Origin of the sequence: Bacillus sp. B2-WWTP-C-10-Post-4, assembly GCF_009183805.1 — a bacterium.
In the GTDB taxonomy this organism is placed as follows: Bacteria; Bacillota; Bacilli; order Bacillales; family Bacillaceae_G; genus Bacillus_A; species Bacillus_A cereus.
In genome coordinates this window covers 281,040-307,610 of record NZ_WEII01000001.1, presented here as the reverse complement: position 1 = coordinate 307,610, position 26,571 = coordinate 281,040, and the positions used below count along the sequence as shown (strand labels likewise).

Genomic DNA, 26,571 nt, shown 5'->3' with positions numbered 1-26,571 from the left:
AGATTTCCCATAGCGTAAGCTAGTAAGATCCCTGAAAGATGATCAGGTTGATAGGTTCGAGGTGGAAGCATGGTGACATGTGGAGCTGACGAATACTAATAGATCGAGGACTTAACCATATAATATGAAGCAATGTTATCTAGTTTTGAAAGAATATAAAAAACTTGTTGACTTTAAAAGTTAAATAAGTTACAATGATTCTTGTCTTAAATGAATACAGTCTGGTAATGATGGCAGAGAGGTCACACCCGTTCCCATACCGAACACGGAAGTTAAGCTCTCTAGCGCCGATGGTAGTTGGGACCTTGTCCCTGTGAGAGTAGGACGTTGCCAGGCAAAATGGAGGATTAGCTCAGCTGGGAGAGCACCTGCCTTACAAGCAGGGGGTCGGCGGTTCGATCCCGTCATCCTCCACCATATATGTCGGAGGGGTAGCGAAGTGGCTAAACGCGGCGGACTGTAAATCCGCTCCTTCGGGTTCGGCAGTTCGAATCTGCCCCCCTCCACCATTCTTAATTAATGGGCTATAGCCAAGCGGTAAGGCAACGGACTTTGACTCCGTCATGCGCTGGTTCGAATCCAGCTAGCCCAGCCATTAAGAGCCATTAGCTCAGTTGGTAGAGCATCTGACTTTTAATCAGAGGGTCGAAGGTTCGAGTCCTTCATGGCTCACCATTTTAATGAAATATGCGGGTGTGGCGGAATTGGCAGACGCACTAGACTTAGGATCTAGCGCCTTTGGCGTGGGGGTTCGACTCCCTTCACCCGCACTTTTAATAAAATAACTCATACATGTCTTGCGGAAGTAGTTCAGTGGTAGAATACAACCTTGCCAAGGTTGGGGTCGCGGGTTCGAATCCCGTCTTCCGCTCCAATTTTCAATATGACATGCCGGGGTGGCGGAACAGGCAGACGCACAGGACTTAAAATCCTGCGGTGGGTGACCACCGTGCGGGTTCGACCCCCGCCCTCGGCACCATATGCGCCCGTAGCTCAATTGGATAGAGCGTTTGACTACGGATCAAGAGGTTAGGGGTTCGACTCCTCTCGGGCGCGCTTTTATTAACGGGAAGTGGCTCAGCTTGGTAGAGCACCTGGTTTGGGACCAGGGGGTCGCAGGTTCAAATCCTGTCTTCCCGATATTCCAAAAAACATGGGGCCTTAGCTCAGCTGGGAGAGCGCCTGCCTTGCACGCAGGAGGTCAGCGGTTCGATCCCGCTAGGCTCCACTTATATTAATATCATTTATGGCGGTGTAGCTCAGCTGGCTAGAGCGTACGGTTCATACCCGTGAGGTCGGGGGTTCGATCCCCTCCGCCGCTACCATAAAGGACCTTTAGCTCAGCTGGTTAGAGCAGACGGCTCATAACCGTCCGGTCGTAGGTTCGAGTCCTACAAGGTCCACCATTAGACGTATATATCTCGGAGGTATACCCAAGTTCGGCTGAAGGGATCGGTCTTGAAAACCGACAGGCGGCGAGAGTCGCGCGGGGGTTCGAATCCCTCTACCTCCTCCATTTTTTCTAAAGTGAATATTTTATCATCGCGGGGTGGAGCAGCACGGTAGCTCGTCGGGCTCATAACCCGAAGGTCGCAGGTTCAAATCCTGTCCCCGCAACCAAATGGTCCCGTGGTGTAGTGGTTAACATGCCTGCCTGTCACGCAGGAGATCGCCGGTTCGACCCCGGTCGGGACCGCCATTTTTTACATAAAGGCTCGGTAGCTCAGTCGGTAGAGCAGAGGACTGAAAATCCTCGTGTCGGCGGTTCGATTCCGTCCCGAGCCACCATTTTGAAATCACGAGCCGACTTAGCTCAATTGGTAGAGCAACTGACTTGTAATCAGTAGGTTGGGGGTTCAAGTCCTCTAGTCGGCACCACTTTCAAAATGAGCCATTAGCTCAGTTGGTAGAGCATCTGACTTTTAATCAGAGGGTCGAAGGTTCGAGTCCTTCATGGCTCACCATTTACAATTTAATGCGGGTGTAGTTTAGTGGTAAAACAAGAGCCTTCCAAGCTCTGGTCGAGAGTTCGATTCTCTTCACCCGCTTTTCAATTATGGGCCTATAGCTCAGCTGGTTAGAGCGCACGCCTGATAAGCGTGAGGTCGATGGTTCGAGTCCATTTAGGCCCACCATAATTGTTCCGCAGTAGCTCAGTGGTAGAGCTATCGGCTGTTAACCGATCGGTCGTAGGTTCGAGTCCTACCTGCGGAGCCATATTTATAGAGAAGTACCCAAGTGGCTCAAGGGGCTCCCCTGCTAAGGGAGTAGATCGCGAACGCGGTGCGAGGGTTCGAATCCCTTCTTCTCTGCCAGAACTGGCCCGTTGGTCAAGTGGTTAAGACACCGCCCTTTCACGGCGGTAACACGGGTTCGAATCCCGTACGGGTCATACTAAAAGAGATAGCATAATCTGCTATCTCTTTTTTGTTGTATAAAAGTGAACTTTGGATAGTCTGCTTTTTTATGCAATAGAAGAAATATGAAGTATGGGCTGTTGCAGTTGGGTATATAGAGCGGTAAATACAATCATGTTGTTTATTTGGGCCTGTATGAATATGAAGGAACTATCTATCTAAAATGATACCTCAAGTTGAACTTTTACCCCAGCTGTATGGCTGTAGCCTCCTACACTTGGAGAAACGGATGAAAATAAATAATATATAGAAGAAGCTGCTTCTTTCAACAGGTGTGATCTACTGGAGACAGCTTTTTTATGTTGTCATTATTGTCGAGTTTTGTCGGTAAGTCGATATATTGCAAAAATCGCTGATATAATTTGAGTTACGATCGATAAATTTTAATAATCGCTGATATATTTGGAGTTACGGTCGATATATTCTAAAAATCGCCGATATAATTTCACTTACCGACGAAAAACACAAGAAAATCCCTTTCACAATCTAAAGAAAACGCCTCCATTGAAATGGATTCCACACCTATTCCAATAACTTTACACTCTATGTGAAAAAGTTCACAAATAGGTCATAATTTGTGAAGTAATTCACAATAATACGTGCTACAATATGAATGTAAAGAAGTTAAACAACATTAAATTAGTATTTTAATTAATTACTTAAACAATCATAAAAAAATATATGTGAACAATAGAGAGGGGAAATTACCATGAAAAAAGGTATCAATCGTGTAGTATTAGTAGGAACAGGAGCTGTAGGTTGTAGTTACGCTTACTCAATGATCAACCAAGGTGTAGCTGAAGAATTCGTATTAGTAGATGTTAATGAAGCAAAAGCAGAAGGGGAAGCAATGGACTTAAGCCATGCGGTACCATTCTCTCCATCACCAACAAAAGTTTGGAGCGGTAGCTATGCAGATTGTAAAGATGCAGATTTAGTTGTTATCACTGCTGGGTTACCACAAAAGCCAGGTGAAACTCGTTTAGACTTAGTTGAGAAAAATACAAAGATCTTTAAACAAATCGTTCGCGGCATTATGGATAGCGGATTCGATGGAATCTTCTTAATCGCAACTAACCCAGTTGATATTTTAACTTACGTAACTTGGAAAGAATCTGGTTTACCGAAAGAGCGCGTAATCGGTTCTGGTACTACTTTAGACTCTGCTCGTTTCCGTTACATGTTAGGTGACTACTTAGATGTAGATCCACGTAACGTTCATGCTTACATCGTTGGTGAACACGGTGACACTGAACTTCCAGTATGGAGCCACGCTACTATTGGTGTACAAAAATTAGAAACAATCTTAGCTAACAACGAACAGTACAAACAAGAAGACTTAGACAAAATCTTCGAAAACGTACGTGATGCAGCTTACCATATCATCGAGCGTAAAGGTGCAACTTACTACGGAATCGGTATGTCACTACTTCGTGTAACTAAAGCAATCTTAAACAACGAGAACAGCGTATTAACTGTATCTGCATACCTTGAAGGTCAATACGGCGAGAAAGATGCTTACGTAGGTGTTCCAGCTGTAATTAACCGCGAAGGTGTACGTGAAATCGTAGAACTTGAGCTAAATGAAGAGGAAAAAGTGAAGTTCGCTCATTCTGTAAAAGTATTAAAAGAAACAATGGCACCAGTACTATAATAATTGCTAAATAATTCAGAGGTGGGAAACTGCTTCTTACCTCTGAACTTATATAATTTAATATAAATTCCTTTTCCGGTTTCCCTTGTATATCCCCAATATACCCCTTTTGCTGGATAAGGGTCGTTTATAGAAAAGAGCACTCTATTTTACGTAGAGTGCTCTTTATTATTCCGCTATTTGTCGGGCAGTAAAAACCCACTGATTAAAGTTTCAATTTATTATTTTTTAGGTGTTAATCCTAAATTCTTTAAAATATCTGCCAGTGTACCGCTTTTGGATTTTTCTACAGGTGTTTGTGATTTAGATGCATCTGGACCTTTTTTCAAGAAGTTCCTTTCAACGAAGCGAATATCTTTTTCGTCGACAATACCATCTTTATTAAGGTCTCCGTCTTTTACAGTTAGTTCTTTTTTACCATAGTTGCTAGCGATAATTTCAGCATCTTTAATATCGATTACTTTATCACCATTTACATCGCCGGCAAGGTTTTCGTCAGGTCTTGCATAATAATATTGGCCAAGCAGCTTACCGTCTTTTTCAGTACCAAGTTTCGTTGTTAGGCGGCTTGTTAAATGTCCTGGCATCTCTACATATAAGTTATTGTCGCGTTTATTAACTGGAAGTCCATTTAGTTTGAAGTATCCGTATTTATCTAGTGAGCCTTCAAACTTATGACGGTAAGAATCAGTCGCATATACTTTTACGCCAAGCTTTGTATAATCGAACTTTTCATCTAAATATTCGCGTTCATTTAAGAACGCACCAGGTTTAATATTTCCTTCTACTAGTGAGTTTAAGGACATAACTGAGAATGTTTGATCTTGAAGTACACGCATTCTATTTGGTTCTGATTCACCTTGTTTCCAGTAAACAAAAATTGGTGACTCTAATTGAGCGTTTGCTTCATAAAATTCATCATTTTCTACTTTGAAAATTACATCAATGAACGGGAAATCACCATCTAATCCAGCAAAGTTTTTGTCATCGATAGCGCCGCCAACTGTAACAGAATCTGCCTCTAGTTTCGGTTCATTTACTTTTGCGGTTACTCCTTTTTCGGAAAGTAGCTTTTCAAAAGCAGGATTAAATTTCGCATTTCAATAACATTGTGACAAAAAATATTGAGAAACATTTTTTTATGACAGATTATTTTGTTTTGATTTTGAGTGGAAAATAGCATGAAAAATAGGATAAACATAATAAAATAAAGGTTGAGAAAAAATAATTGGTAAAAATATAGAAGAATAATAAAGCGTTTTCAATGAATATTCGTCAAAATTCGATATTTTACACGGAAATGTGAAGAAAAACTAACATTTTTAAGAAAAAAACGAATGTTTTTTATAAATTAACAAGGATATTGCAGTTTTTCGCAGAAATAGTTAAAGTATAAAAAATTCTGTCATCTAAGTGAGGTGAGCATATTGAGTGTAATAAATTGTGAAGAAGTGAAACGAGATGAGTTTCATACAGAAAAGTACTATGAAAGTTATAACATCTTTGGCGCACATGTTGTGACGGAAGATGAGATTCAAGGGGTACGATTTACAGTCTGGGCTCCTCATGCGAAAGCAATGAGTGTTGTTGGAGATTTTAATGAGTGGGATTATGAGCAACATAAGATGCTACAAGTGACAGAAGAAGGGATTTGGTCCTTATTTATACCGCATATTGAAGAAGGAGAAATATATAAATATGCGATTGAAACGTTGGCTGGTGACGTCATTTTAAAGGCAGATCCGTATGCTATATATGCAGAAGTAAGACCGAATACGGCATCTGTAGTTTTTGATATAAAAGGATATGAATGGAATGATAAAAACTGGAATCGTAAGAAAAAGAAAAAACCGATTTATAAAGAAGCGATGACAGTTTATGAATTACATTTTGGTTCTTGGAAAAAGAAAGAAGATGGAACACTATATTCTTACAGGGAAATGGCAGAAGAACTCATTCCGTATGTGGTGGAACATCAATTTACACATATTGAAATTATGCCGCTTGTTGAGCATCCATATGATCGTTCTTGGGGATATCAAGGAACGGGATATTATGCAGCGACGAGTAGATTTGGTACACCGCATGATTTAATGTATTTTGTCGACGAATGTCATAAATATGGAATCGGTGTCATTTTAGATTGGGTACCGGGGCATTTTTGTAAAGATGCTCACGGTTTATATTTGTTTGATGGCACACCGACCTATGAATATAAAGATAAAGATGTACAAGAAAATCTAGTATGGGGAACTGTCAATTTTGATTTAGGAAAGAGAGAGGTACGTAATTTCTTAATTTCAAATGCGTTATTTTGGATGAGATATTTCCATATTGATGGTTTCAGAGTAGATGCAGTTGCGAACATGTTGTACTGGAATAAAGAAGGACAAGAGCAAAGTAATGAGTACGCTGTGTCATTTTTACGGGAGTTAAATGAAGCAGTGTTTGCAGAGGATGAAGATTTTCTTATGACGGCAGAGGATTCAACAGCTTGGCCACTTGTAACAGCACCAACGTATGAAGGTGGGCTTGGATTCAATTACAAATGGAATATGGGCTGGATGAATGACGTGCTGAAATATATGGAGTGTGCGCCAGAGTACAGAAAATATATTCATGAGAAAATGACGTTCTCTTTACTATATGCTTACTCTGAAAACTTCATATTACCCCTTTCTCATGATGAAGTCGTTCATGGGAAAAAGTCGTTATTAAATAAAATGCCAGGTAATTACTGGGATAAGTTTGCTCAGCTTCGTTTATTATATGGATATTTCTTTACTCACCCAGGAAAGAAATTAATTTTCATGGGAGGAGAATTCGGGCAGTTTGATGAGTGGAAAGACCTTGAAGATTTAGATTGGAATTTACATGATTTTGAAATGCATCGTTATATGCATGATTACTTTAAAGAGCTCATAGCATTGTATAAGCGCTCAAAACCACTTTGGCAGCTTGATCATTCGCCTGAAGGTTTTCAGTGGATTGATGCTAATAATAACGAGCAAAGTATTTTCTCGTTTATCCGCCAAGGGGATAAACAAGAAGATGCGTTAGTTATCGTATGTAATTTTACGAAAGCTACATATGAAAACTATAAAGTAGGTGTACCAGATTTCGAGTATTATAACGAGATTTTAAACAGTGATGCACAGCAATATGGAGGTTCGGGACAAGTGAATAAGAAACGTCTTAAGACGATTCTAGAACCGTACCATAATCAAGCAGCACATGTAGAGATTACAATTCCACCATTTGGCGTATCCATATTACGACCAGTGAAGACGAGAAAGGGGAGCAAAAAACAAGATGGCTCAAAAACAAAAGTGCGTAGCAATGTTACTAGCAGGGGGAAAAGGTAGTCGTTTAAGTGCATTAACAAAGAATTTAGCCAAGCCAGCTGTTCCATTTGGTGGTAAATATCGCATTATTGATTTTACGCTAAGTAACTGTGCGAATTCTGGTATTGAAACGGTTGGGATTTTAACGCAATATCAACCACTCGAACTTCATAATTATATCGGAATCGGAAATGCGTGGGATTTAGACCGAGTAAACGGTGGGGTCACAGTCTTACCTCCTTATGCGGAGTCTTCAGGGGTTAAGTGGTATACAGGTACGGCAAGTGCCATTTATCAAAACTTAAACTATTTAAGTCAGTATGAACCGGAGTATGTTCTCATTTTATCAGGCGACCATATTTATAAAATGGATTACAGTAAGATGCTAGATTACCATATTGAGAAAGAATCGGACGTATCCATTTCTGTTATTGAAGTACCTTGGGATGAAGCAAGTCGCTTTGGCATTATGAATACAAATGAAGAAATGGAGATTGTTGAGTTTGAAGAGAAACCGCAATTTCCAAGAAGTAATCTTGCATCAATGGGAATCTATATTTTTAATTGGTCAATTTTGAAAGAGTATTTAGAGATGGATGCAAGAAATCCTGAATCTAGTAACGATTTCGGAAAAGACGTACTTCCGCTTTTATTGGATGAAGGGAAGAAGCTAATGGCGTATCCGTTTGAAGGATATTGGAAAGATGTTGGAACGGTGAAGAGCTTATGGGAAGCGAATATGGATTTGCTTCGCGATGAAACATCACTGAATTTAAACGATCGTAATTGGCGTATTTACTCTGTCAATCCAAACGAACCGCCTCAATATATTGCTGAAAAGGCGAAAGTAGAAGAATCGCTTATTAACGAAGGGTGCGTCATTGAAGGGGACGTGAAGCATTCTGTGTTATTCCAAGGAGTGACGGTGGAAGAAGGAAGTATGGTGATTGATTCTGTCGTTATGCCAGGGGCTAAGATTGGTAAAAATGTTGTGATTGAAAGAGCGATTGTTGGATCAGAAATGGTTATCGAAGATGGAACAATCATTCGTCCAGAAAAGAATGTTGACGATGTAGTATTAATTGCTGAAGGGAAATAGAAAAGGGGGATGAAATGAATGGGAGAAAAAATGTTAGGAATTATTAATGCAACGGGAAGTTTTCCTTCCTTAAAGAAAGTAACAGGGCATCGTTCACTAGCGGCGTTACCGTTTGGGGGCCGTTATCGACTCATTGATTTCATGCTTTCAAATATGGTGAATTCTAGTATTCATAGTGTGGCAGTTTTTACAAGCCATAAAAATCGTTCGTTAATGGACCATGTTGGTTCAGGAAAACAGTGGGATTTAGATAGAAAACGAGACGGACTATTTTTATTCCCGCCAAACTGCCAATGTGACCAAGATGAATTTGGGTCTTTTGCACACTTTAGAAGACATATTGATTATTTTCTAAGAAGCAGAGAAGAGTACGTTGTTATTACGAATAGCCATCTCGTAACAGCATTAAATTTTCAAGCGGTGTTAGAGCGACATATACATACGGCAGCTGATATTACGGAAGTTTGCCATGAAGGGGGTTCGCTTCAAACATACGTGTTAAAGAAACAATTATTGTTAGACTTATTTGAGTCATATAAAGGTGTGGAACAATACAGTTTATTTGATGTAGTGAGAGAAAAGCGCGGGAAATCATTACACATTGCTACATATGAACATACTGGATATGTAGCAATTATTGACTCGATTGAAAGTTACTATAAACATAGCTTAGAAATTTTGCAACCTGCTATTTGGAAGCAATTATTTAAGAAAGAAGCACCGATCTTTACGAAAGTAAAAGATGAGCCACCAACTCGTTATCTAAAGGGTGCAGTCGTGAAAAATACAATGATTGCAAACGGTAGTATTATTGAAGGGGAAGTCGAAAACAGTGTTGTTTCCCGTTCAGTTAAAATTGGAAAAGGTTCAATTATTCGTAACAGTATTATTATGCAAAAGAGCCAAATTGGAGATAACTGTATAATAGACGGTGTTATTATTGATAAAGACGTGAAAATTGGTGACGGTGTCGTATTAAAAGGAAACGCCGATGGGCCGTATGTTGTAGAAAAAGGAAGCGTACAAAACAGTACGATTAATAGTTATTCCTAAAGAATCAGTGGGGGCTTTTTCCTCCACTGATTAAAGTTTTAATTTAAATGAAAACTCGAAGGGAGGAAGCTGCAAGAGGAGTAATAAAAACTTTTCGCGCAGTGGGACAACAAGTGAATATTTTATTTGCAGTATCAGAATGTGTACCGTTTGTGAAATCGGGAGGATTAGCTGATGTAGCGGGTGCGCTCCCAAAAGAGCTGAAAAAATTAGGAGTGGACGTTCGTATTATACTTCCAAATTATAGTCTCATTCCGCAAAAGTTAAGAGATGGATGTACGTTACATAAAGTAATTAACGTCCCGCTTGGGTGGAGAAATCAATATTGTGGAATTTTAAAAGGTGAGCAAGACGGAATTACGTATTACTTAATAGATAATGAATATTATTTTAAGAGAGATTCTCTGTATGGTCATTATGATGACGGAGAGCGTTTTTCTTATTTCTCAAAAGCGGTGTTAGAGTGTATTTCGCACCTTGATTTTGAAGTGGATATTCTTCATAGCCACGATTGGCATACGGCTATGGTTAATTTCTTACTTCGTGAAAAGTATCAAGATAACCCGTTATATGAGCGTATTAAAACGGTATATACAATTCATAACTTACAGTTCCAAGGTGTATTTCCTCCTGAAGTAATGTACGACTTGTTAGAACTTGGTGATGAATATTTCCACAGTGAGCAGTTAGAGTTTTATGGGAATGTGAACTTTATGAAGGGCGGTATTATAGCTTCAGATCAAATTACAGCAGTTAGCCCGACATATAAAGAAGAAATTCAATATGAGTTTTTCGGTGAGAAGTTAGATGGGTTGTTACGCAAATATAATGATAAGCTTAGCGGCATTGTAAATGGAATTGATACGAGCGTATATAATCCAGAGACGGATTCGTATATTAAGGCTCAGTATGATGCAGAGTCATTATATGAAAAGAGTGAAAATAAACGCGCCTTGCAGCGTTATTTTGGTTTGCCAGAAAAAGAGGATACACCAATTATTTCAATGGTAACGAGATTAACGAAGCAAAAAGGTCTTGATTTAGTACGTACTGTATTCCGCGAAATAATGGAAGAAGATGTACAATGTATTATTTTAGGATCAGGTGATTCGGAATATGAGCAATTCTTTGAATGGATGGCATATGAGTATCCGGAGAAGGTAAAAGTTTATATCGGATTTAATGAAGAATTAGCTCATCAAGTGTATGCAGGAAGTGATTTATTCTTAATGCCATCGCTGTTTGAACCGTGTGGACTTGGACAACTTATCGCATTAGCATACGGTACGATTCCAATTGTAAGAGAAACAGGTGGATTAAACGATACGGTACATTCTTATGATGAAGAAACTGGAGAAGGAAATGGTTTTAGTTTCACGAATTTTAATGCACATGACATGCTGCATACGATCCATCGTGCAATTGAATTTTATCACGATAAACCGGTATGGGAGCAGCTTGTAAAGCAAGCGATGACGGAAGATTATAGCTGGGAGAAGTCAGCTCTTGCTTATAAGAAATTGTATAAAAGTCTCATGGAATAACATGTAGGTGGTGAAGAAATGTTTACTCATGTTGAAAGTTTCAAATCAGCTTTTCTAGAAAAGTTAGAGACGATGTATGGTAAAAGTTTCAAAGATTCTACAACTCGTGATCAATATAATACGCTCGGCCATATGGTGCGTGAATATATGAATGGTCAATGGATTGCAACGAACGAGAGTTATCGATCCGGAGAGCAAAAGCAAATGTATTACTTGTCTATTGAGTTTTTGCTTGGACGTTTGCTTGGAAGTAACATCTTGAATTTAGGTATTCGAGATGTATGCGAGCAGGGGTTATCTGAACTAGGGATTTCGTTACAAGAGTTAGAAGAAGTGGAAGCAGATGCAGGCCTTGGTAATGGTGGGCTTGGACGCTTAGCAGCCTGTTTTCTCGATTCACTTGCATCTTTAAACTTGCCAGGACACGGCTGTGGAATTCGTTATAAACATGGTTTGTTTGATCAGAAAATTGTTGATGGTTATCAAGTTGAATTTCCAGAACAGTGGCTTCTTCATGAAAACGTATGGGAAGTAAGAAGGCATGATCAAGCTGTAGAAGTAAGTTATTTCGGCAGTGTTGAACCGCTAGAAATTGACGGGCGTTTAGAGTTTAGGCATACAAATGCAGAAATCATTATGGCCGTGCCATATGATGTGCCGGTAGTTGGCTATGAGACGAGTACTGTAAATACACTTAGACTTTGGAATGCTGAACCAGTTCCTTTCCCGCAAAACTGCAAAGATATTTTGAAATATAAGCGTGAAACAGAGGCTGTATCGGAGTTTTTATATCCAGATGATACGCATGATGAGGGAAAAATACTTCGTTTAAAACAACAGTATTTCCTCGTATCAGCAAGTTTGCAAAATATCGTTCGAATGCATAGAGAAAGATATGGTGACCTTCGTCAACTACATGAAAAAATTGCGATCCACATTAACGATACACATCCGGTTTTAGCAATTCCGGAACTGATGCGCATTTTACTAGACGAAGAAAAGTTAGCATGGGAAGAAGCTTGGCACATAACGACGCAGACGATTTCTTATACGAATCATACAACGTTATCAGAAGCGCTCGAAAAGTGGCCAATTCACATTTTTAAACCGTTATTACCGAGAATTTATATGATTATTGAAGAGATTAATGAACGTTTCTGTCATGAACTTTGGGAACAGTATCCGTATGAGTGGGATCGTATTGAAGCAATGGCGATTATTGCACATGACCTTGTGAAAATGGCTCATTTAGCGATTGTCGGTAGCCATAGCGTAAATGGTGTAGCGAAAATTCATACGGAAATATTAAAGCAGCGGGAAATGCGATTGTTTTATGAATTTTATCCAGATAAGTTTAATAATAAGACGAATGGAATTGCTCATAGGCGCTGGCTTATGAAAGCAAATCCACAGTTAACAAATCTCATTTCAGAGGCGATTGGAACAGAGTGGAAGAAAGAACCGATTAAGCTTCAAGAGCTACAATTAGTTCAATATGATGCGAGTTTCCAAGAGAAATTTGCAGAGGTAAAACAAGAGCGTAAAGAGATTTTAGCGGAGCGTATTCATAATACAATGGGGATTACCATTGATCCAAATTCTATTTTTGATGTGCAAGTGAAAAGATTACATGCTTATAAACGACAATTATTAAATGTTCTTCATATTTTATATTTGTATAACCGTTTGAAAGAGGATGCTAGTTTTACATTTTATCCGCGTACTTTTATTTTTGGAGCGAAAGCATCACCTGGCTATTATTACGCGAAAAAAATTATTAAATTAATAAATGAACTCGCAAGAAAAGTAAATAATGACCCGTATGTCAGTCAATATATGAAAGTTATCTTTCTAGAAAACTATCGAGTTTCTTTAGCAGAAGATATATTCCCAGCGGCGGATGTAAGTGAACAAATTTCAACGGCGAGTAAAGAAGCATCGGGAACAGGTAATATGAAATTTATGATGAATGGTGCGATTACACTCGGAACGCTAGACGGTGCTAACGTTGAAATAAAAGACCGGGTCGGTGATGATAACTGTTTCATTTTCGGTTTAACAGCCGAAGAGGTTCTTCATTACTATCAAAATGGTGGATATCGTGCAAGTGATTATTATCACCACAATGGGCACATTAAAAAGGTAGTAGATCAGTTAACGAATGGTTTCTTTGCACAGTCGGGAGCCGAATTTGAAGCAATTTACGATTCTCTCGTTATTCAAAATGATGAATATTTCGTTCTGCGAGATTTTGGTCCATATGCTGAAAGACAAGAAGCTGTCGGTAGAGCTTATGAGAACCGAACGAAGTGGCTAGAAATGTCGATTTTAAATATTGCACAGTCTGGTCATTTTGCGAGCGATCGAACGATTTTGCAGTACAGTAATGAAATTTGGGGTATTGGTAATGCAGTTAAACAGTTTTAAAGAGGTTGCTATATTGGGAGATATATTATCGATTTACCAACAGAAATGGATATTAATAAATAAAACGTGCTTAATAAAATTAAGCTCGTTTTATTTATTTTGCTTAAGAAAGAAATGGAACAGTGGTATATATGATACCTGCCCCATCATACTCTCCTGTCGCAAAGTATGAAAATGTAAAGAAACCTGTAACCGTAAAAATTATAATAAGGAAAAATGCGAAGATAAATTTTAACATGTAAGGTCCCCTCATCCAAAAATAACTTCATAGATTATTATAGTATACGAATATTTTATTTCCAATTGTTTACTGGTTAAAAATGAGAAGTCAGACATGTTTTGTATGTTGTAATGGAATGATTATTTGTAATGGATTTTGTGTTTTTTGTAAATGTCATGTTGTGATGGACGTGTGCATACTCCCAATCATGATCATTAAAATTTATGTTTCGGGGAGGGAGAAGTGGGACGACATCGAATAAGTTGACGAAACGAAAGCTACTAGCTACTTGTAGTTTATAATAATTTCGAAAAGCGATATCTCCTACTTTTGGAGAAGCGAATGTATAAAGTCCATACTGTGCGAAGGCAGTATTTATACGTGCATCTAATATGTGTAATGTGGCAAGCGCGCCACCTAGACTATGCCCAGTAGCTAGCAGTTTTTTATGTGCTGGCAATGATACGAGCATATCCATAATAGAATCACGACAAGACTCATAAATAGAGAGAAAACCGTTATGGACATTTCCGCCATTTAAAGCATAAGGATAAGGTTTTTGATTGACGAGAGAATCAATAATCCAATCTGGATCTGTTTGAGTGCCTCTGAAGGCAACGATAATTGTATCCTCAGATTCTAATATAAATCCGAACCATTCTGTTGTTTGAATGGCCTTTCCTTGAAAACCTTGTACATATTGAAAACCATCTGGTATTTCGAAAATACCATTTTGTTTATATTGTTCATACGTTAACTCACAACAAGAAGCTAACAGTATGGCAGTGTCTTTATCAAAGGATAAAGGAGTACGCATTAAGGAAGCCCTCCTTAAGAAAAGGTATAGTTTAATATATGCGGTGAGGAACTTGATTCATTCTTTTGGAGGTGGAGAATAGCTTGTATCGCTTACCTAAATCAGTGGAGGAAATTATAATGTCAAAATAAAACAGTGCCTGATAAGGACACTGTTTACTCTTTTTCATCTCAAGGAATCGACTTTTTTAGTTATTCTTAATGAACTGACGCATGCGTTAGTTGCATAAGTAAGAGGTTTGAAAAAATAGCCTGTATATATTTGAATGATGAATAACTTACCTATTTTCTTGTGTTTGTTTGCGTTACATACAGAAAAAATTCGGAAAATAAAACATATTATTTATCTGTTTGTTTTTGCTTCTTTTTCAAATACTCCGTACGCAATTTTTCAAGTTGCTGCTTTTTATCAAATTTGGCAGGCTTCTGTTTTTCATGGAACTTTGCCACAGCTACCTGACTTTTGGAATCCAATTGATATTTTCCCACTTTGTTCACCTACTTTTCTTGTCTCTAAAGAGAATCTACTCAACAAATATAATATACCTTATTTTCCTTAAGTAAACCTTATTACTTTATTTTAACTGCTTTTTCTCGTTTGTAGACGTAAATTAAAACACCCTTTCACTTTATTACTGCAAGCAAGGGTGTTTTAATTTTATTATTTTATTAGTTGATGGCCATTCCCACATAAGGGCACAGTTTACTCTTTCCCATCTAATAAACGACCAAGGCCACCTAATACACTACCTTCGCCAGTACTTTGCGCTGCTGGGCTTGTAAGGCGTGCTGCTAATCGGCTAAGTGTTAAGGACTGAATCCAAACTGTTCCAGGTCCTTCTAACGTTGCGAAGAATAAACCTTCGCCGCCAAATAGAGCTGTTTTTACTTTTCCAACGAACTCGACATCATAGTTAATGTCTTTTGTCATAGCAACAAGACAACCTGTATCAATGCGAAGTTTCTCACCAGGTTTTAATTCACGTTTATATACAGTTCCACCTGCGTGCATGAAAGCAAGACCGTCACCTTCAAGTTTCTGCATGATAAAACCTTCACCACCGAAGAAACCAGTTCCTATTTTTTTCGTAAATTCAATTCCGATAGAAACACCTTTTGCGGCACAAAGAAAGGCATCTTTTTGACAAACTACTTTTCCTTGATATTCTGTTAAATCTACAGGAATAATTTTACCAGGATAAGGAGCAGCAAATGAGACGTGGCGTTTGCCGTGACCTGTATTTGTAAATACAGTCATAAACATACTTTCGCCTGTAACGAGACGCTTACCAGCGCCCATTAATTTTCCGAATAAACCTCCAGATGGGCCAGAACCATCACCGAAGATTGTTTCCATTTCTATGTAATCTTCCATCATCATCATTGCGCCAGCTTCTGCGATCACGCTTTCTTCTGGATCTAACTCAATTTCAACAAACTGCATATCATCTCCGTATAACTTATACTCGATTTCATGTGCTCTCATTTTTTTCACCTCGTATGTAATAGATACTTATATTGTACAGAATTTAATAGGATTAGAATACTTTAGTTTTGTTAATTTTCAAATAAAATGGGACCAACCCAAACGGATTAGCAGCTCCCGCCAATCAAATTATCCACAAATACCGGGCTAAAATATGAATATGGAAATTCAACATTATATTAAAATTATAAAAAAATGGTGGAATGAAAGTGTTCTCATTTGACGTTTTGGATATAGCGTGATATAGTGAAATCACTATTGAGCTACATAATGTGGTACGGAAATAAAGCACGTTGAATTAAAGGCTGTAAGCTTGTTATACATTCATGTCCTTTATATCCACCTTTTCATGTGGATTCATAGTTTCATTTTTATTTAGGAGGTACATGACATGCAAACAGGTAAAGTTAAATGGTTCAACAGCGAAAAAGGTTTCGGTTTCATCGAAGTTGAAGGTGGAGACGATGTATTCGTTCACTTCTCAGCTATCCAAGGTGACGGATTCAAAACTTTAGAAGAAGGTCAAGAAGTTTCTTTCGAAATCGTTGAAGGTAACCGTGGACCACAAGCTGCTAACGTTACAAAAAACTAATTAGCTAGCGATAAAAAGCATTCCGATTTTCGGAATGCTTTTTTTTATTCTTTGGAACTCGACTCATTTGAAGATAATTCGCCCTTAAAGGTACGCTCTTCAAAGTCATCAAGCATTTGTTCATATTCTTCATGTTCTTCTGTAGCGAAAACTTGCGGATTTTTTCCATACATATCTGTACCAATAAAGTTTTCGAAATCTTCTACGTATCCTACATTTTCCTCACTGTTTACGTACATGCCATTATAGTTTTTCGAATCTCGTCTTTCTAAATCAGACGGTGTTTCAGACGTTCCGTAATTAGCAACATCTTGCCATGCATCTTCTGCATCATATTCAACAGAACGATCTTCATCATGTTTGTGGAAAGAAGGAGATAACACTTCTTCTTCAACTGGTCGTGTATTCATATTTAACTTATTTGCCGCGTGCTGGATGCATGTTGTAGCAGTCGGCATTGCTTCTAATCTTTCAAACGGAATTTCTTCACCAGACACTTCGCAAATGCCGTACGTACCTGCTTCTATTTTTTGCAAGGCATGCTTCGTATCCTCTAGCTGTTTATGCCAAAGTTCAATAAGTCCGAAGTCTTTTTCACGTTCATATAGCTCTGTTGCCATATCAGCTGGATGGTTGTCATAGCTAGATAGTTCTCCTACTGAGTCACGTTCAGAAGCACGATCTGTATTTTCATGAGTTTGTATCGTTTGCTCTAGTTCTTGTTTTTGTTTTTCTAAAATGGATTTAAATTGACCTACTTGTTGTGGAGTTAACATAGTCGTCCACCTTCCTACAATTCAGTTTCTTTACATAGTATGAGCGTTGCGAGTAGGAATTATGAGATGAATTTCAGATACGAAAAAGGAGCCGCGTTAGCAGCTCCTTTTAAAGGAAATATCCAAGTAATAACCCGATTCCCATTAAGAGACCGAAGATTGTATTTGTTTTTGCTGTTGCAATCATCGCAGGTACCATTTCCATTGGAATGCTTTTGCCGATAAAGCCTTTCGTCGCTTTAAATGCTTTCGGTGCACTTAAAAATACGATAAGCATCCATGGTGATACGATGCTCACGATAATTAAAGCAATTGTCCAAATGTAGGAAACGATGAACATCGAAGCAAGTACACCAACCGCTCGCTCGCGTCCAACGAGAATTGCTAACGTTTTACGACCGTTTTCTTTATCGCCATCTAAGTCACGAATATTATTAGCTAGTAAAATGGCACCAATTAAAATGGAGCTTGGAATAGATAGTAAAATGACTTCTGATGTTACAGTTCCAGTTTGAATAAAGAATGAAATTCCAATAATGATAACACCCATAAATAATCCGGCTGTTAACTCTCCAAATGGTGTATAGGCAATGGGAAGTGGGCCACCCGTGTAAAGGTAAGCAACGGCCATACAAACAAGACCGATTGCAGCAAGCCACCAGCTAGAATTCATACAAATATAAACACCTAATAGTATTGCGATGCCGAAAAATCCAAATGCTAAGTTAAGCACTGTTTTTGGCTGAATGCCATCGCGAACGATAGCGCCGCCGATACCAACTGAACCTTCGTGATCGAGTCCTCTTTTATAATCAAAGTATTCATTAAACATGTTTGTTGCTGCCTGAATGAGAAGACAAGCAAGAAGCATTATAAGGAAAAGAGGGAGATGGATTTGATTTATACCTCCGACCTGCATTGCATAGGCTGTTCCGATGAAAACAGGAACGAAAGCTGCTGTTAATGTATGGGGACGTAGTAAACTCCACCAAATGCGCCAGCCTGTTTGCTTGCTTGGTTTTGGCGCCGTAGGAGAGGAATTCGTTTCGACGTTCATTTCCATGTTGAATCCTCCTTTGGTCACATATTGTACACAACTAAGTGTAGAAAAAGCATCATTTAGTGTCAACGTTTATTTTCTAGGAAGAAAAGGTGAATTTCTCAGAAATGCTAAACGTTGACAGGCCTTTCGTTTGAGGTGTATCTTAAAATCAAGCGTAATTATGACTATTTTTCGCCCATAGGGGGGAGACAATTGTGATTCAAACGAAACAAAAAGGCTTGCAAGAAGTTCTTAGTGCAGCCATTAAGCATGCAACTGATGAAAAAATATTGGTTAGTTTTGTAAAACAAATAGACTGGATGGATCCGCTTCTGTTTTATGCAGCAGGAAAAAGGATTGCATTGGAAAATAGATGTTATTTTGCAGATCCAGCTCAGCATGTAATATTTGCTGGAATTGGCTCTGTTTTCACTATAGCAAATTCTTCTCACAAACGCTTTCAAGCGGCTCGTGACGAGTGGGATAAAGTAAAAGAGAAAGCATTTGTACAAAGAGAAAAATATGAATTTGGAACAGGTCCTCTTTTATTTGGTGGATTTTCATTTGACCAAGAAAAAGAGAAAACGGACTTATGGAAAGAATTCGATGATACGACATTTTCACTACCAGCATTTTTATTAACTGTAAAAAATGAAAAAGCATGGTTAACGATGAATACATTCGTTTCAGCAACAGATTGTGCAGAAACTCTTTATAACGAAATTGTTTCTTTAGAAGAGAAAATTTTTGGGGAGAGTAAATGTGCATTAGAAGGATCGAAATTAACAGTTACTTCTAAAGTGGAAGTGGATCCGAAAGGCTGGATGAAAGCCATTGAGAAAGTGCAAGATGAGATGAAGCAGGGTAACGTGCAGAAGGTTGTATTAGCGAGGGAGCTAAAAGTAGAAATGGATCATCATATTGATTCTGCTCTTGTTTTAGAAGCACTTCGCATTGGGCAACCGGATTGTTACGTATTTTCTTTTGATTATAAAGGAGCATGCTTCTTAGGAGCGACGCCAGAGAGGTTAATTCGCAAAGAAGATGAGAAGTTTACTTCGATGTGTCTTGCTGGTTCAACTGGTCATGGTCAATCTATAGAAGAAAGTAAGCGAAATAGTAATGCGCTTCTTCATGATGAAAAGAATTTAGCTGAACACGGTTATGTTGTGAACATGATCAGGTCGGTATTAAATGAGCACTGCGAATACGTTAATATTCCGGAGAGTCCAGGTCTATTAACAACGAAAAACTTAATTCATTTATATACGCCTGTAGAGGCAAAAGGCACTGCGAGTCTTTTAACGATGGTAGAAGAATTACATCCAACACCAGCTCTTGGCGGGACACCTCGTTTGGAAGCGATGAAACTGATTCGTGATGTTGAATTGTTAGACAGAGGATTATATGGTGCACCGATTGGCTGGATAGATGATGAAGGAAATGGTGAATTTGCGGTTGCACTTCGCTGCGGATTATTAAATGGCGAGAAAGCATCCTTATTTGCCGGTTGCGGGATTGTAATTGATTCAGTACCGCAACTTGAATATGAAGAGACAAGTTTGAAGTTTAGACCGATGCTTGGTGCTTTGGAGGAATTAATGAAATGAACAATCATATAGAAGCATTATCATATTATTTAGGCGCGTTCGTGGATGAACTGACGCGTCTAAATGTATGTGATGTTGTCATTAGTCCAGGCTCACGGTCAACGCCGATTGCTCTACTAATGGAACAACACGAAGGAATGAACACATATTTACATGTAGATGAAAGATCTGCAGGATTTTTTGCGCTCGGTATCGCAAAAGCGAAAAAACGTCCGGTTGCATTATTATGTACGTCAGGAACAGCAGCAGCGAACTACTATCCAGCTGTATGTGAAGCTTTCCATTCACGAGTGCCGCTTATCGTCTTAACAGCAGATAGACCGCATGAATTAAGAGATGTCGGTGCACCACAAGCGATGAATCAATTTAATTTATACGGTACGTTTGTGAAGCAATTTACAGAGATGGCACTTCCAGAAGCGAGTGAAGCGATGTACCACTACGCTCGCATGACAACGCAGCGCATGATAGCAAGTGCTTGTTTAGCGCCGCAAGGACCTGTTCATCTTAATTTTCCAGTTCGTGAACCGCTTATCCCGGACTTTTCATTAGAAAGTTTATGGGATAAAGGACGCGGGGAATATACAGGAGTAGTTCAGCAAGGGAACGTGGTGATGCCGAGTGAATATGTAGATTCTCTTGTAGGGCGCCTTTCACATATGGAAAAGGGGCTTATTATTTGTGGAGATGATAGTCATTCAGAAATCGCAACGTTTGCAACGCAACTAGCTGAAAAAACGGGATACCCAATATTAGCAGACCCACTTTCTAATATTCGTAGCGGGCACCACGATAAAACGATGGTAATCGACTGTTATGATACATTTTTACGAAATGAATTGTTAAAAGAGACGTGGAAGCCGGACGTTTTAATTCGTTTTGGTGGTATGCCTGTTTCGAAAGCATTAACGCAGTTCATTAAAAAACAAACGAAAGCTGTTCATATCGTTGTTGACGAATCTGGACAATGGAGAGATCCAGCTCTTGTTGCGACAGAAGTTGTACAGGCAAGTGATATTGCATTTTGCAGTACATTAATAGAAAAAATGCCAGTTATGAAAAAAAATGATTGGTCCCAAATGTGGCAACATATAAACGAAAAAACGAAGGAAACGCTTCGTGAAATGGAAACATATGAAACTGCATTTGAAGGAAAAGTCATTACAGATATTGTACGCGTATTACCAGAAGGAGCAACGTTATTTGCGAGTAATAGTATGCCAATTCGTGATACAGATTCATTCTTCTTCACATCAGATAAAAATATTCAAGTGATGGCAAACCGCGGTGTAAATGGGATTGATGGCATCATTTCGACAGCTTTAGGAGCGAGCATGATTTGCGATCCGCTCGTATTAGTCATCGGTGACTTATCATTCTATCACGATTTAAATGGACTATTAGCTGCAAAATTACATGAATTAAATATAACGATTGTCGTTGTAAATAATGATGGTGGGGGTATTTTCTCATTCTTACCACAATATGAGAAAAAGGAACACTTCGAATCGTTATTTGGAACGCCGATTGGGCTTGACTATGAGCATGTTGTTAAAATGTACGGCGGTTCATTTAGCCGTGTAAATGGTTGGGAGCAATTCCGGGAGGAAGTACAAAAGGGAGCAACGACAGAAGGTTTACACGTTGTAGAAATTTGTACGAACCGTGATGAAAACTTAACGTTGCACCGTACGTTATGGGCAAAAACACAGGACGTAATTACTACATCATTGCAAGGTGAATCAAAATGAAAGTAACGCTGCAAGGTGTATCGTATGAATATGAAGTAGTCGGAAGCGGGGAACCACTTCTACTTCTTCATGGTTTTACGGGAAGCATGGAAACGTGGCGTTCTTTTATCTCTTCATGGAGTGGGCAGTTTCAAGTTATTGTAGTGGATCTTGTTGGACACGGAAAGACCGAGAGTCCTGAAGATGTTGCGCATTATGACATTCGAAATGTGGCATTGCAAATGAAAGAACTATTAGATTACCTTCATATTGAAAAAGCACATATACTTGGCTATTCAATGGGCGGTAGACTGGCGATTACGATGGCGTGTCTATATCCAGAATATGTACGTTCTCTTTTATTAGAAAATTGTACAGCTGGACTCAAAAGTGAAGATGAGCGAAAAGAACGCTGTGAAAAAGATGAGCGACTTGCCGATAAAATTGAGCGAGAAGGCATAGAAAGTTTTGTATCGATGTGGGAAAATATTCCGCTGTTTGAAACGCAAAAACGTTTAGCAAAAAACGTACAAGAAGCGGTGCGAAAAGAACGACTTGCTAACAACCCAAAAGGGCTCGCAAATAGCTTGCGCGGCATGGGAACTGGGGCTCAGCCTTCATGGTGGGATGAGCTAAAAAACTTAAAAATACCTGTTCTTTTAATGAACGGAGAGCATGATGAAAAGTTCTTTCGCATATTAAAAAACATCGAAAAATGCGTCTCTGATGCGAAAATTGTCAAAATTGATGGTGCTGGCCATGCAATTCATGTGGAACAACCGGAAAAGTTTGATACAATAGTAAAGGGATTTCTAAAAACTATGCAGTGATGCTTTTTTCAGTTAAGAATGAAGTTACACTTATAGAGGAGATCAGAAATATACAAGGAGGTAGTTGTAATGGCTATTGAATGGGTAAAAGAAGGCAATTACGAAGATATTATTTATTCAACATACAATGGTATCGCAAAAATTTCGATTAACCGTCCTGAAGTACATAACGCATTCCGTCCAAAAACGGTAATGGAGTTAATCGACGCTTTTGCACAAGCTCGTGATGATGCAAATGTTGGCGTTATCATTTTAACAGGTGAAGGTGGACGTGCATTCTGTTCTGGCGGCGACCAAAAAGTTCGTGGTCATGGTGGATATGTAGGTGACGACCAAATCCCTCGTTTAAACGTATTAGACTTACAACGTCTAATTCGCGCAATTCCTAAACCAGTTATCGCAATGGTAGCAGGTTATGCAATCGGTGGAGGACACGTGCTTCATATCGTATGTGACTTAACAATCGCTGCAGACAACGCTGTATTCGGACAAACAGGTCCTAAAGTAGGAAGCTTTGACGGTGGATACGGAGCTGGTTACTTAGCTCGTATGGTAGGCCACAAGAAAGCTCGCGAAATTTGGTACCTATGCCGCCAATACAGTGCTGGGGAAGCGCTTGATATGGGCTTAGTAAATACAGTAGTACCATTAGAACAACTGGAAGCAGAAACAGTACAATGGGCACAAGAGATCTTAGCAAACAGCCCAATGGCACTTCGTTTCCTAAAAGCTGCATTCAACGCAGACACAGACGGTCTAGCTGGTATTCAACAACTAGCTGGAGATGCAACGTTATTGTACTACACAACTGACGAAGCAAAAGAAGGTCGCGACGCATTCAAAGAAAAACGCAGTCCGGACTTCGGTCAATTCCCTCGTTTCCCGTGATGAAAGCGGAGCCGACTGTTTAGCCCCGTTGGCTAAGGTTCTTTCTTGTGCGGAAGGTTCTTAGACGGAAGGGGCTAGGAGGCGCAGCTGGATAAAATCAAAAGCGGAAGCGGCTCGCTTAGAATGTGAGGGGGATGGAGCTTCTGACATAGAGGCGTTTTTTGCCTCGTAGGAAGAAGTGAAGCCACCGAACATTCTAGCCGCTGTAGCTGGATGAAATTAAAAGCGGAAGCGGCTCGCTTAGAACAAGAGGGCGTTGGAACTCCTGACGTAGAGGCGCTTTTTGCCTCGTAGGAAGGCGTGAAACGACCGACTGTTCTAGCCGCTGTAGCTGGATGTGACAAACCGGAAACAAAACAACTAAGAGACTTGATGTCACATCAAGTCTCTTTCTTTCATGAAAGGAGAATGTATGATGGAGACGATGCCAAATTGGTTAAAGCAACGTGCATTTTTAACACCAGATCGTACTGCAATTGAAATAGAGGAAGAGAAAGTTACTTTTATGCAGCTGCATGAAAAGGTAGTATCTGTTTGTGAACACCTCACGCATGTAGGAGTGAAGCGAGGACAAAAGGTGGCTGTTCTGATGAAAAATGGTATGGAGATGATTACAGTTATTCACGCCCTATCGTACGTAGGGGCAGTAGCTGTGCTTTTAAATACGCGTCTTTCAAGAGAAGAGCTACTTTGGCAAATGGATGATGCTGAAGTTATTTGTTTAGTGACCGATCAAGAATTTGATGCTAAAGATGTTCCTGTCTATTCATTCGCCGAAGTGATGAATGGACCAAAAGAGGAAGCCTCTATACAAGAAGAATTCTCTTTAGAAGAAGCGATGACGATTATTTATACGTCAGGGACGACAGGGAAACCGAAAGGTGTTATTTTAACATATGGAAATCACTGGGCCAGCGCGGTTGGCTCTTCGCTTAATTTAGGACTTCGTGATGATGATTGCTGGTTAGCGTGTATGCCGATGTTCCATGTTGGCGGGTTATCTCTTCTAATGAAAAATATTATGTACGGCATGCGCATTTTACTCGTTCCGAAATATGATGCTGATTTTATTCATACAGCACTTCAAACGAGAGGCGTAACGATTATTTCAGTCGTATCAAAAATGTTAACTGATTTATTAGAGAGACTTGGAGAAGAAACATATCCTTCTTCTTTACGATGTATGTTACTTGGCGGAGGACCAGCGCCAAAACCGTTACTCGAAACATGTGTAGATAAAGGAATTCCTGTGTATCAAACGTACGGTATGACAGAAACGTCTTCGCAAATTTGTACGTTGTCCGCAGATTACATGTTAACGAAAGTAGGATCAGCTGGAAAGCCACTATTTCAGTGCCAACTTCGTATTGAAAAAGACGGCGTAGTAGTGCCGCCACATGCGGAAGGTGAAATCGTAGTAAAAGGACCGAACGTAACAGGCGGTTATTTTAACCGTGAAGATGCGACGCGTGAGACTATTCAAAACGGATGGCTTCATACTGGCGACCTCGGTTATTTAGATGAAGAAGGATTTTTATACGTATTAGATCGCCGCAGTGATTTAATTATTTCTGGCGGAGAGAATATATATCCGGCTCAAATTGAAGAAGTGTTGCTGTCCCATCCAGCGATAGCGGAAGCTGGTGTTGTAGGTATGACTGATGATAAATGGGGACAAGTACCCGCTGCTTTTGTTGTGAAAAGCGGGGCGGTAACAGAAGAAGAAATTCTTCACTTTTGCGAGGAGAAATTAGCGAAATATAAAGTGCCGAAGAAAGCATGTTTCTTAGAGGAATTACCACGTAACGCTTCGAAAAAATTGTTAAGACGAGAGTTAAGACAATTAGTGGAGGAGATGTAGGTGGAAATAAAAAAAGCGACACTGTATATAACGGAAATGCCACTCGTAATCCCGTTTGCTGCAAGCTACGGGACTTACGAAAAGCGTGAGAGTATCGTTATTGAATTAGAAGATGAAGACGGGTACATTGGATTTGGCGAAGTCGTTGCGTTCTCTGAACCGTGGTATACGGAAGAAACGGTGAAGACGGCGCTGCATGTACTGCAAGACTTTTTAATACCTGATTTATTAAAGGCTGAAATTTCTCATCCGAATGAGGTACCGGGTCTATTTCAACATATAAAAAGAAACCGAATGGCAAAGGCTGGAATTGAAGGGGCTGTTTGGGATTTATATGCGAAGTGTCAAAAGAAATCGTTAGCGACAGTGCTTGGCGGAACGAAGTCTGAAATTGAAGTCGGCGTTGTAATTGGGATCAATACGATTCCGGTTATGTTAAAACAAATCGAGAAGTACGCAGAAGAAGGATACGAGCGTTTTAAAGTGAAAATAAAGCCAGAGCATGATTACGAATTATTGAAAGAGATTCGAAAAGAGTTTCCGCATATCCCGCTAATGGCAGATGCAAATTCAGCATATACATTAGGGGATACGGAGAGGCTGAAACGACTAGATGAATTCCAATTAATGATGATTGAACAACCGTTAGCCGATTATGATTTTCTTGATCACGCGGAGTTGCAAAAGAAAATTGAAACGCCGATTTGTTTAGATGAAAGTATTCATAGTTTAGAAGATGCACGCGTTGCGATTACCCTTGGTAGCTGCCAAATTGTGAACATTAAACCAGGGCGAGTGGGCGGATTAACAGAATCGGTTCAAATCCATAATTATTGCATGGAGCACAACATACCCGTTTGGTGCGGCGGTATGGTGGAGATGGGGATTTCAAGAGCACAAAATGTTGCGCTTGCCTCATTGCCGAACTTTACGATTCCAGGCGATATATCTGCTTCTAGCAGACATTGGGAGCAGGATATTATTTCGCCGGAAGTGACGCTTAAGGGCGGAAAAGTTATGGTGCCGCAAAGTGTTGAAGCTGAGTATGAAGTAGACCGCGGAAGGTTGGCGGAGATCACGAAACAGCGAATTGTTTTGGAGCGGTAACTTGAGTCTTTAAAGTAGCGGGCGAATTTCGTTGTTAATTGTCGGTAAGTCGATATATTTCAATAATCGCTGATA

At 39.5% G+C, this 26,571-nt stretch carries 19 protein-coding genes, 23 tRNA genes, 2 rRNA genes and 2 pseudogenes; 38 read left to right on the top strand and 8 right to left on the bottom strand.

Annotation, left to right across the window (positions count from 1 at the left end; translation table 11 throughout):
* From GBN78_RS01760 to GBN78_RS01640, 25 genes are all read left to right on the top strand, one after another.
* Window positions 1-119 (top strand): 23S ribosomal RNA (locus tag GBN78_RS01760); the annotation flags it as partial.
* 101 nt (window positions 120-220) lie between these two features.
* Window positions 221-336 (top strand): 5S ribosomal RNA (rrf, locus tag GBN78_RS01755).
* 5 nt (window positions 337-341) lie between these two features.
* Window positions 342-417, top strand: a tRNA-Val gene (locus tag GBN78_RS01750).
* Between the two features lie 8 nt (window positions 418-425).
* Window positions 426-509: transfer RNA gene (locus GBN78_RS01745), tRNA-Tyr, on the top strand.
* A gap of 11 nt (window positions 510-520) precedes the next feature.
* Window positions 521-595, top strand: a tRNA-Gln gene (locus GBN78_RS01740).
* Between the two features lie 4 nt (window positions 596-599).
* Window positions 600-675, top strand: a tRNA-Lys gene (locus tag GBN78_RS01735).
* Window positions 676-689: 14 nt separating this feature from the next.
* Window positions 690-770 (top strand) — tRNA-Leu (locus GBN78_RS01730).
* Window positions 771-799: 29 nt separating this feature from the next.
* Window positions 800-874 (top strand) — tRNA-Gly (locus GBN78_RS01725).
* 16 nt (window positions 875-890) lie between these two features.
* Window positions 891-979, top strand: a tRNA-Leu gene (locus tag GBN78_RS01720).
* A 3-nt stretch (window positions 980-982) separates the two neighbouring features.
* Window positions 983-1,056: transfer RNA gene (locus GBN78_RS01715), tRNA-Arg, on the top strand.
* A 10-nt stretch (window positions 1,057-1,066) separates the two neighbouring features.
* Window positions 1,067-1,140: transfer RNA gene (locus GBN78_RS01710), tRNA-Pro, on the top strand.
* 15 nt (window positions 1,141-1,155) lie between these two features.
* Window positions 1,156-1,228, top strand: a tRNA-Ala gene (locus GBN78_RS01705).
* 20 nt (window positions 1,229-1,248) lie between these two features.
* A tRNA-Met gene (locus GBN78_RS01700) sits at window positions 1,249-1,325 on the top strand.
* Between the two features lie 4 nt (window positions 1,326-1,329).
* Window positions 1,330-1,406 (top strand) — tRNA-Ile (locus GBN78_RS01695).
* 17 nt (window positions 1,407-1,423) lie between these two features.
* Window positions 1,424-1,516: transfer RNA gene (locus GBN78_RS01690), tRNA-Ser, on the top strand.
* A 27-nt stretch (window positions 1,517-1,543) separates the two neighbouring features.
* A tRNA-Met gene (locus GBN78_RS01685) sits at window positions 1,544-1,620 on the top strand.
* Between the two features lie 3 nt (window positions 1,621-1,623).
* Window positions 1,624-1,699 (top strand) — tRNA-Asp (locus GBN78_RS01680).
* 13 nt (window positions 1,700-1,712) lie between these two features.
* A tRNA-Phe gene (locus GBN78_RS01675) sits at window positions 1,713-1,788 on the top strand.
* 14 nt (window positions 1,789-1,802) lie between these two features.
* A tRNA-Thr gene (locus tag GBN78_RS01670) sits at window positions 1,803-1,878 on the top strand.
* 10 nt (window positions 1,879-1,888) lie between these two features.
* Window positions 1,889-1,964, top strand: a tRNA-Lys gene (locus GBN78_RS01665).
* A gap of 13 nt (window positions 1,965-1,977) precedes the next feature.
* Window positions 1,978-2,048 (top strand) — tRNA-Gly (locus GBN78_RS01660).
* Between the two features lie 10 nt (window positions 2,049-2,058).
* A tRNA-Ile gene (locus GBN78_RS01655) sits at window positions 2,059-2,135 on the top strand.
* Between the two features lie 7 nt (window positions 2,136-2,142).
* Window positions 2,143-2,217 (top strand) — tRNA-Asn (locus tag GBN78_RS01650).
* 7 nt (window positions 2,218-2,224) lie between these two features.
* Window positions 2,225-2,315 (top strand) — tRNA-Ser (locus tag GBN78_RS01645).
* Window positions 2,316-2,320: 5 nt separating this feature from the next.
* Window positions 2,321-2,392 (top strand) — tRNA-Glu (locus tag GBN78_RS01640).
* Window positions 2,393-2,489: 97 nt separating this feature from the next.
* On the opposite strand, the pseudogene GBN78_RS30565 reads toward GBN78_RS01640, so the two are convergent.
* Window positions 2,490-2,656: pseudogene (locus GBN78_RS30565) on the bottom strand (IS4 family transposase); the annotation flags it as partial.
* 470 nt (window positions 2,657-3,126) lie between these two features.
* Here GBN78_RS30565 and GBN78_RS01635 point away from each other — a divergent pair.
* Window positions 3,127-4,071, top strand: coding sequence for an L-lactate dehydrogenase (locus tag GBN78_RS01635; RefSeq protein ID WP_000715340.1), 945 nt, complete (start codon window positions 3,127-3,129; stop codon window positions 4,069-4,071).
* 221 nt (window positions 4,072-4,292) lie between these two features.
* On the opposite strand, the pseudogene GBN78_RS01625 reads toward GBN78_RS01635, so the two are convergent.
* Window positions 4,293-5,171, bottom strand: a pseudogene (locus tag GBN78_RS01625) (dockerin type I domain-containing protein); the annotation flags it as partial.
* Window positions 5,172-5,498: 327 nt separating this feature from the next.
* Here GBN78_RS01625 and glgB point away from each other — a divergent pair.
* From glgB to glgP, 5 genes are all read left to right on the top strand, one after another.
* The gene (gene glgB / locus GBN78_RS01615; protein WP_070184445.1) at window positions 5,499-7,436 is read left to right on the top strand and encodes a 1,4-alpha-glucan branching protein GlgB; all 1,938 of its coding nucleotides are present in this window, start codon (window positions 5,499-5,501) and stop codon (window positions 7,434-7,436) included.
* Window positions 7,384-8,514: a glucose-1-phosphate adenylyltransferase gene (gene glgC, locus GBN78_RS01610; protein WP_000057604.1), complete on the top strand. Its 1,131-nt coding sequence runs from the start codon at window positions 7,384-7,386 to the stop codon at window positions 8,512-8,514. Before glgB ends, glgC begins: the two co-directional genes overlap by 53 nt.
* A gap of 18 nt (window positions 8,515-8,532) precedes the next feature.
* Window positions 8,533-9,567 carry a glucose-1-phosphate adenylyltransferase subunit GlgD gene (glgD, locus tag GBN78_RS01605; protein ID WP_070184444.1) on the top strand — a complete coding sequence of 345 codons (1,035 nt, stop codon included), beginning with the start codon at window positions 8,533-8,535 and terminating at the stop codon, window positions 9,565-9,567.
* Window positions 9,568-9,680: 113 nt separating this feature from the next.
* Window positions 9,681-11,111 carry a glycogen synthase GlgA gene (glgA, locus tag GBN78_RS01600; RefSeq protein ID WP_033685823.1) on the top strand — a complete coding sequence of 477 codons (1,431 nt, stop codon included), beginning with the start codon at window positions 9,681-9,683 and terminating at the stop codon, window positions 11,109-11,111.
* A gap of 18 nt (window positions 11,112-11,129) precedes the next feature.
* Entirely contained in the window at window positions 11,130-13,538 is a 2,409-nt protein-coding gene (gene glgP / locus GBN78_RS01595) for a glycogen phosphorylase (protein WP_000494064.1), read from the top strand.
* 103 nt (window positions 13,539-13,641) lie between these two features.
* Here glgP and GBN78_RS30855 read toward each other — a convergent pair whose 3' ends face one another.
* The 4 genes from GBN78_RS30855 to GBN78_RS01585 form a co-directional block, all read right to left on the bottom strand.
* Window positions 13,642-13,776, bottom strand: a complete 135-nt coding sequence (locus GBN78_RS30855) for a hypothetical protein (protein ID WP_000911064.1) — start codon at window positions 13,774-13,776, stop codon at window positions 13,642-13,644.
* Window positions 13,777-13,852: 76 nt separating this feature from the next.
* Window positions 13,853-14,575 carry a lipase family protein gene (locus GBN78_RS01590; RefSeq protein ID WP_001260111.1) on the bottom strand — a complete coding sequence of 241 codons (723 nt, stop codon included), beginning with the start codon at window positions 14,573-14,575 and terminating at the stop codon, window positions 13,853-13,855.
* A 338-nt stretch (window positions 14,576-14,913) separates the two neighbouring features.
* A complete protein-coding gene (locus GBN78_RS30055) occupies window positions 14,914-15,063 on the bottom strand; it encodes a hypothetical protein (protein WP_000521639.1) in 150 nt (49 codons plus the stop codon).
* Between the two features lie 214 nt (window positions 15,064-15,277).
* Window positions 15,278-16,060 carry a TIGR00266 family protein gene (locus GBN78_RS01585; RefSeq protein ID WP_001201257.1) on the bottom strand — a complete coding sequence of 261 codons (783 nt, stop codon included), beginning with the start codon at window positions 16,058-16,060 and terminating at the stop codon, window positions 15,278-15,280.
* A gap of 391 nt (window positions 16,061-16,451) precedes the next feature.
* Between GBN78_RS01585 and cspD the strand changes: the two genes are divergently transcribed.
* Window positions 16,452-16,652, top strand: a complete 201-nt coding sequence (gene cspD / locus GBN78_RS01580; RefSeq protein WP_001193054.1) for a cold-shock protein CspD — start codon at window positions 16,452-16,454, stop codon at window positions 16,650-16,652.
* Window positions 16,653-16,696: 44 nt separating this feature from the next.
* Here the strand turns inward: cspD and GBN78_RS01575 are convergent, their stop codons facing one another.
* Window positions 16,697-17,428: a yteA family sporulation protein gene (locus tag GBN78_RS01575; RefSeq protein WP_000957392.1), complete on the bottom strand. Its 732-nt coding sequence runs from the start codon at window positions 17,426-17,428 to the stop codon at window positions 16,697-16,699.
* A 109-nt stretch (window positions 17,429-17,537) separates the two neighbouring features.
* Complete coding sequence (locus GBN78_RS01570) at window positions 17,538-18,491, bottom strand: 1,4-dihydroxy-2-naphthoate polyprenyltransferase (RefSeq protein WP_000425743.1); 954 nt, start codon at window positions 18,489-18,491, stop codon at window positions 17,538-17,540.
* A gap of 194 nt (window positions 18,492-18,685) precedes the next feature.
* On the opposite strand from GBN78_RS01570, the gene GBN78_RS01565 reads away from it, so the two are divergent.
* The 6 genes from GBN78_RS01565 to menC all read left to right on the top strand — a co-directional run bounded on the left by GBN78_RS01565 (window position 18,686) and on the right by menC (window position 26,496).
* On the top strand, window positions 18,686-20,080 hold the full coding sequence (locus tag GBN78_RS01565; protein ID WP_000616750.1) for an isochorismate synthase: 1,395 nt from the start codon (window positions 18,686-18,688) through the stop codon (window positions 20,078-20,080).
* Entirely contained in the window at window positions 20,077-21,831 is a 1,755-nt protein-coding gene (menD, locus tag GBN78_RS01560) for a 2-succinyl-5-enolpyruvyl-6-hydroxy-3-cyclohexene-1-carboxylic-acid synthase (protein WP_001059220.1), read from the top strand. The genes GBN78_RS01565 and menD overlap by 4 nt, the downstream gene beginning before the upstream one ends.
* Window positions 21,828-22,640, top strand: a complete 813-nt coding sequence (gene menH / locus GBN78_RS01555; RefSeq protein WP_000869216.1) for a 2-succinyl-6-hydroxy-2,4-cyclohexadiene-1-carboxylate synthase — start codon at window positions 21,828-21,830, stop codon at window positions 22,638-22,640. Before menD ends, menH begins: the two co-directional genes overlap by 4 nt.
* Window positions 22,641-22,709: 69 nt before the next feature.
* Window positions 22,710-23,528 carry a 1,4-dihydroxy-2-naphthoyl-CoA synthase gene (menB, locus tag GBN78_RS01550; protein ID WP_000963884.1) on the top strand — a complete coding sequence of 273 codons (819 nt, stop codon included), beginning with the start codon at window positions 22,710-22,712 and terminating at the stop codon, window positions 23,526-23,528.
* A gap of 415 nt (window positions 23,529-23,943) precedes the next feature.
* Window positions 23,944-25,389: an o-succinylbenzoate--CoA ligase gene (locus GBN78_RS01545; protein WP_044584944.1), complete on the top strand. Its 1,446-nt coding sequence runs from the start codon at window positions 23,944-23,946 to the stop codon at window positions 25,387-25,389.
* Window positions 25,390-26,496 carry an o-succinylbenzoate synthase gene (gene menC, locus GBN78_RS01540; RefSeq protein WP_000403299.1) on the top strand — a complete coding sequence of 369 codons (1,107 nt, stop codon included), beginning with the start codon at window positions 25,390-25,392 and terminating at the stop codon, window positions 26,494-26,496. It begins immediately after the preceding gene.
* Window positions 26,497-26,571 lie beyond the last annotated feature (75 nt).

Coding starts and splice junctions, on each gene's coding strand:
- menB (WP_000963884.1), top strand. CDS start 22,710: ATGGCTATTGAATGGGTAAAAGAAGGCAATTACGAAGATATTATTTAT.
- GBN78_RS30855 (WP_000911064.1), bottom strand. CDS start 13,776: ATGTTAAAATTTATCTTCGCATTTTTCCTTATTATAATTTTTACGGTT.
- menD (WP_001059220.1), top strand. CDS start 20,077: ATGAACAATCATATAGAAGCATTATCATATTATTTAGGCGCGTTCGTG.
- GBN78_RS01590 (WP_001260111.1), bottom strand. CDS start 14,575: ATGCGTACTCCTTTATCCTTTGATAAAGACACTGCCATACTGTTAGCT.
- GBN78_RS01545 (WP_044584944.1), top strand. CDS start 23,944: ATGGAGACGATGCCAAATTGGTTAAAGCAACGTGCATTTTTAACACCA.
- GBN78_RS01585 (WP_001201257.1), bottom strand. CDS start 16,060: ATGAGAGCACATGAAATCGAGTATAAGTTATACGGAGATGATATGCAG.
- glgD (WP_070184444.1), top strand. CDS start 8,533: ATGGGAGAAAAAATGTTAGGAATTATTAATGCAACGGGAAGTTTTCCT.
- GBN78_RS01575 (WP_000957392.1), bottom strand. CDS start 17,428: ATGTTAACTCCACAACAAGTAGGTCAATTTAAATCCATTTTAGAAAAA.
- cspD (WP_001193054.1), top strand. CDS start 16,452: ATGCAAACAGGTAAAGTTAAATGGTTCAACAGCGAAAAAGGTTTCGGT.
- GBN78_RS01570 (WP_000425743.1), bottom strand. CDS start 18,491: ATGGAAATGAACGTCGAAACGAATTCCTCTCCTACGGCGCCAAAACCA.
- GBN78_RS01635 (WP_000715340.1), top strand. CDS start 3,127: ATGAAAAAAGGTATCAATCGTGTAGTATTAGTAGGAACAGGAGCTGTA.
- menH (WP_000869216.1), top strand. CDS start 21,828: ATGAAAGTAACGCTGCAAGGTGTATCGTATGAATATGAAGTAGTCGGA.
- glgC (WP_000057604.1), top strand. CDS start 7,384: ATGGCTCAAAAACAAAAGTGCGTAGCAATGTTACTAGCAGGGGGAAAA.
- glgP (WP_000494064.1), top strand. CDS start 11,130: ATGTTTACTCATGTTGAAAGTTTCAAATCAGCTTTTCTAGAAAAGTTA.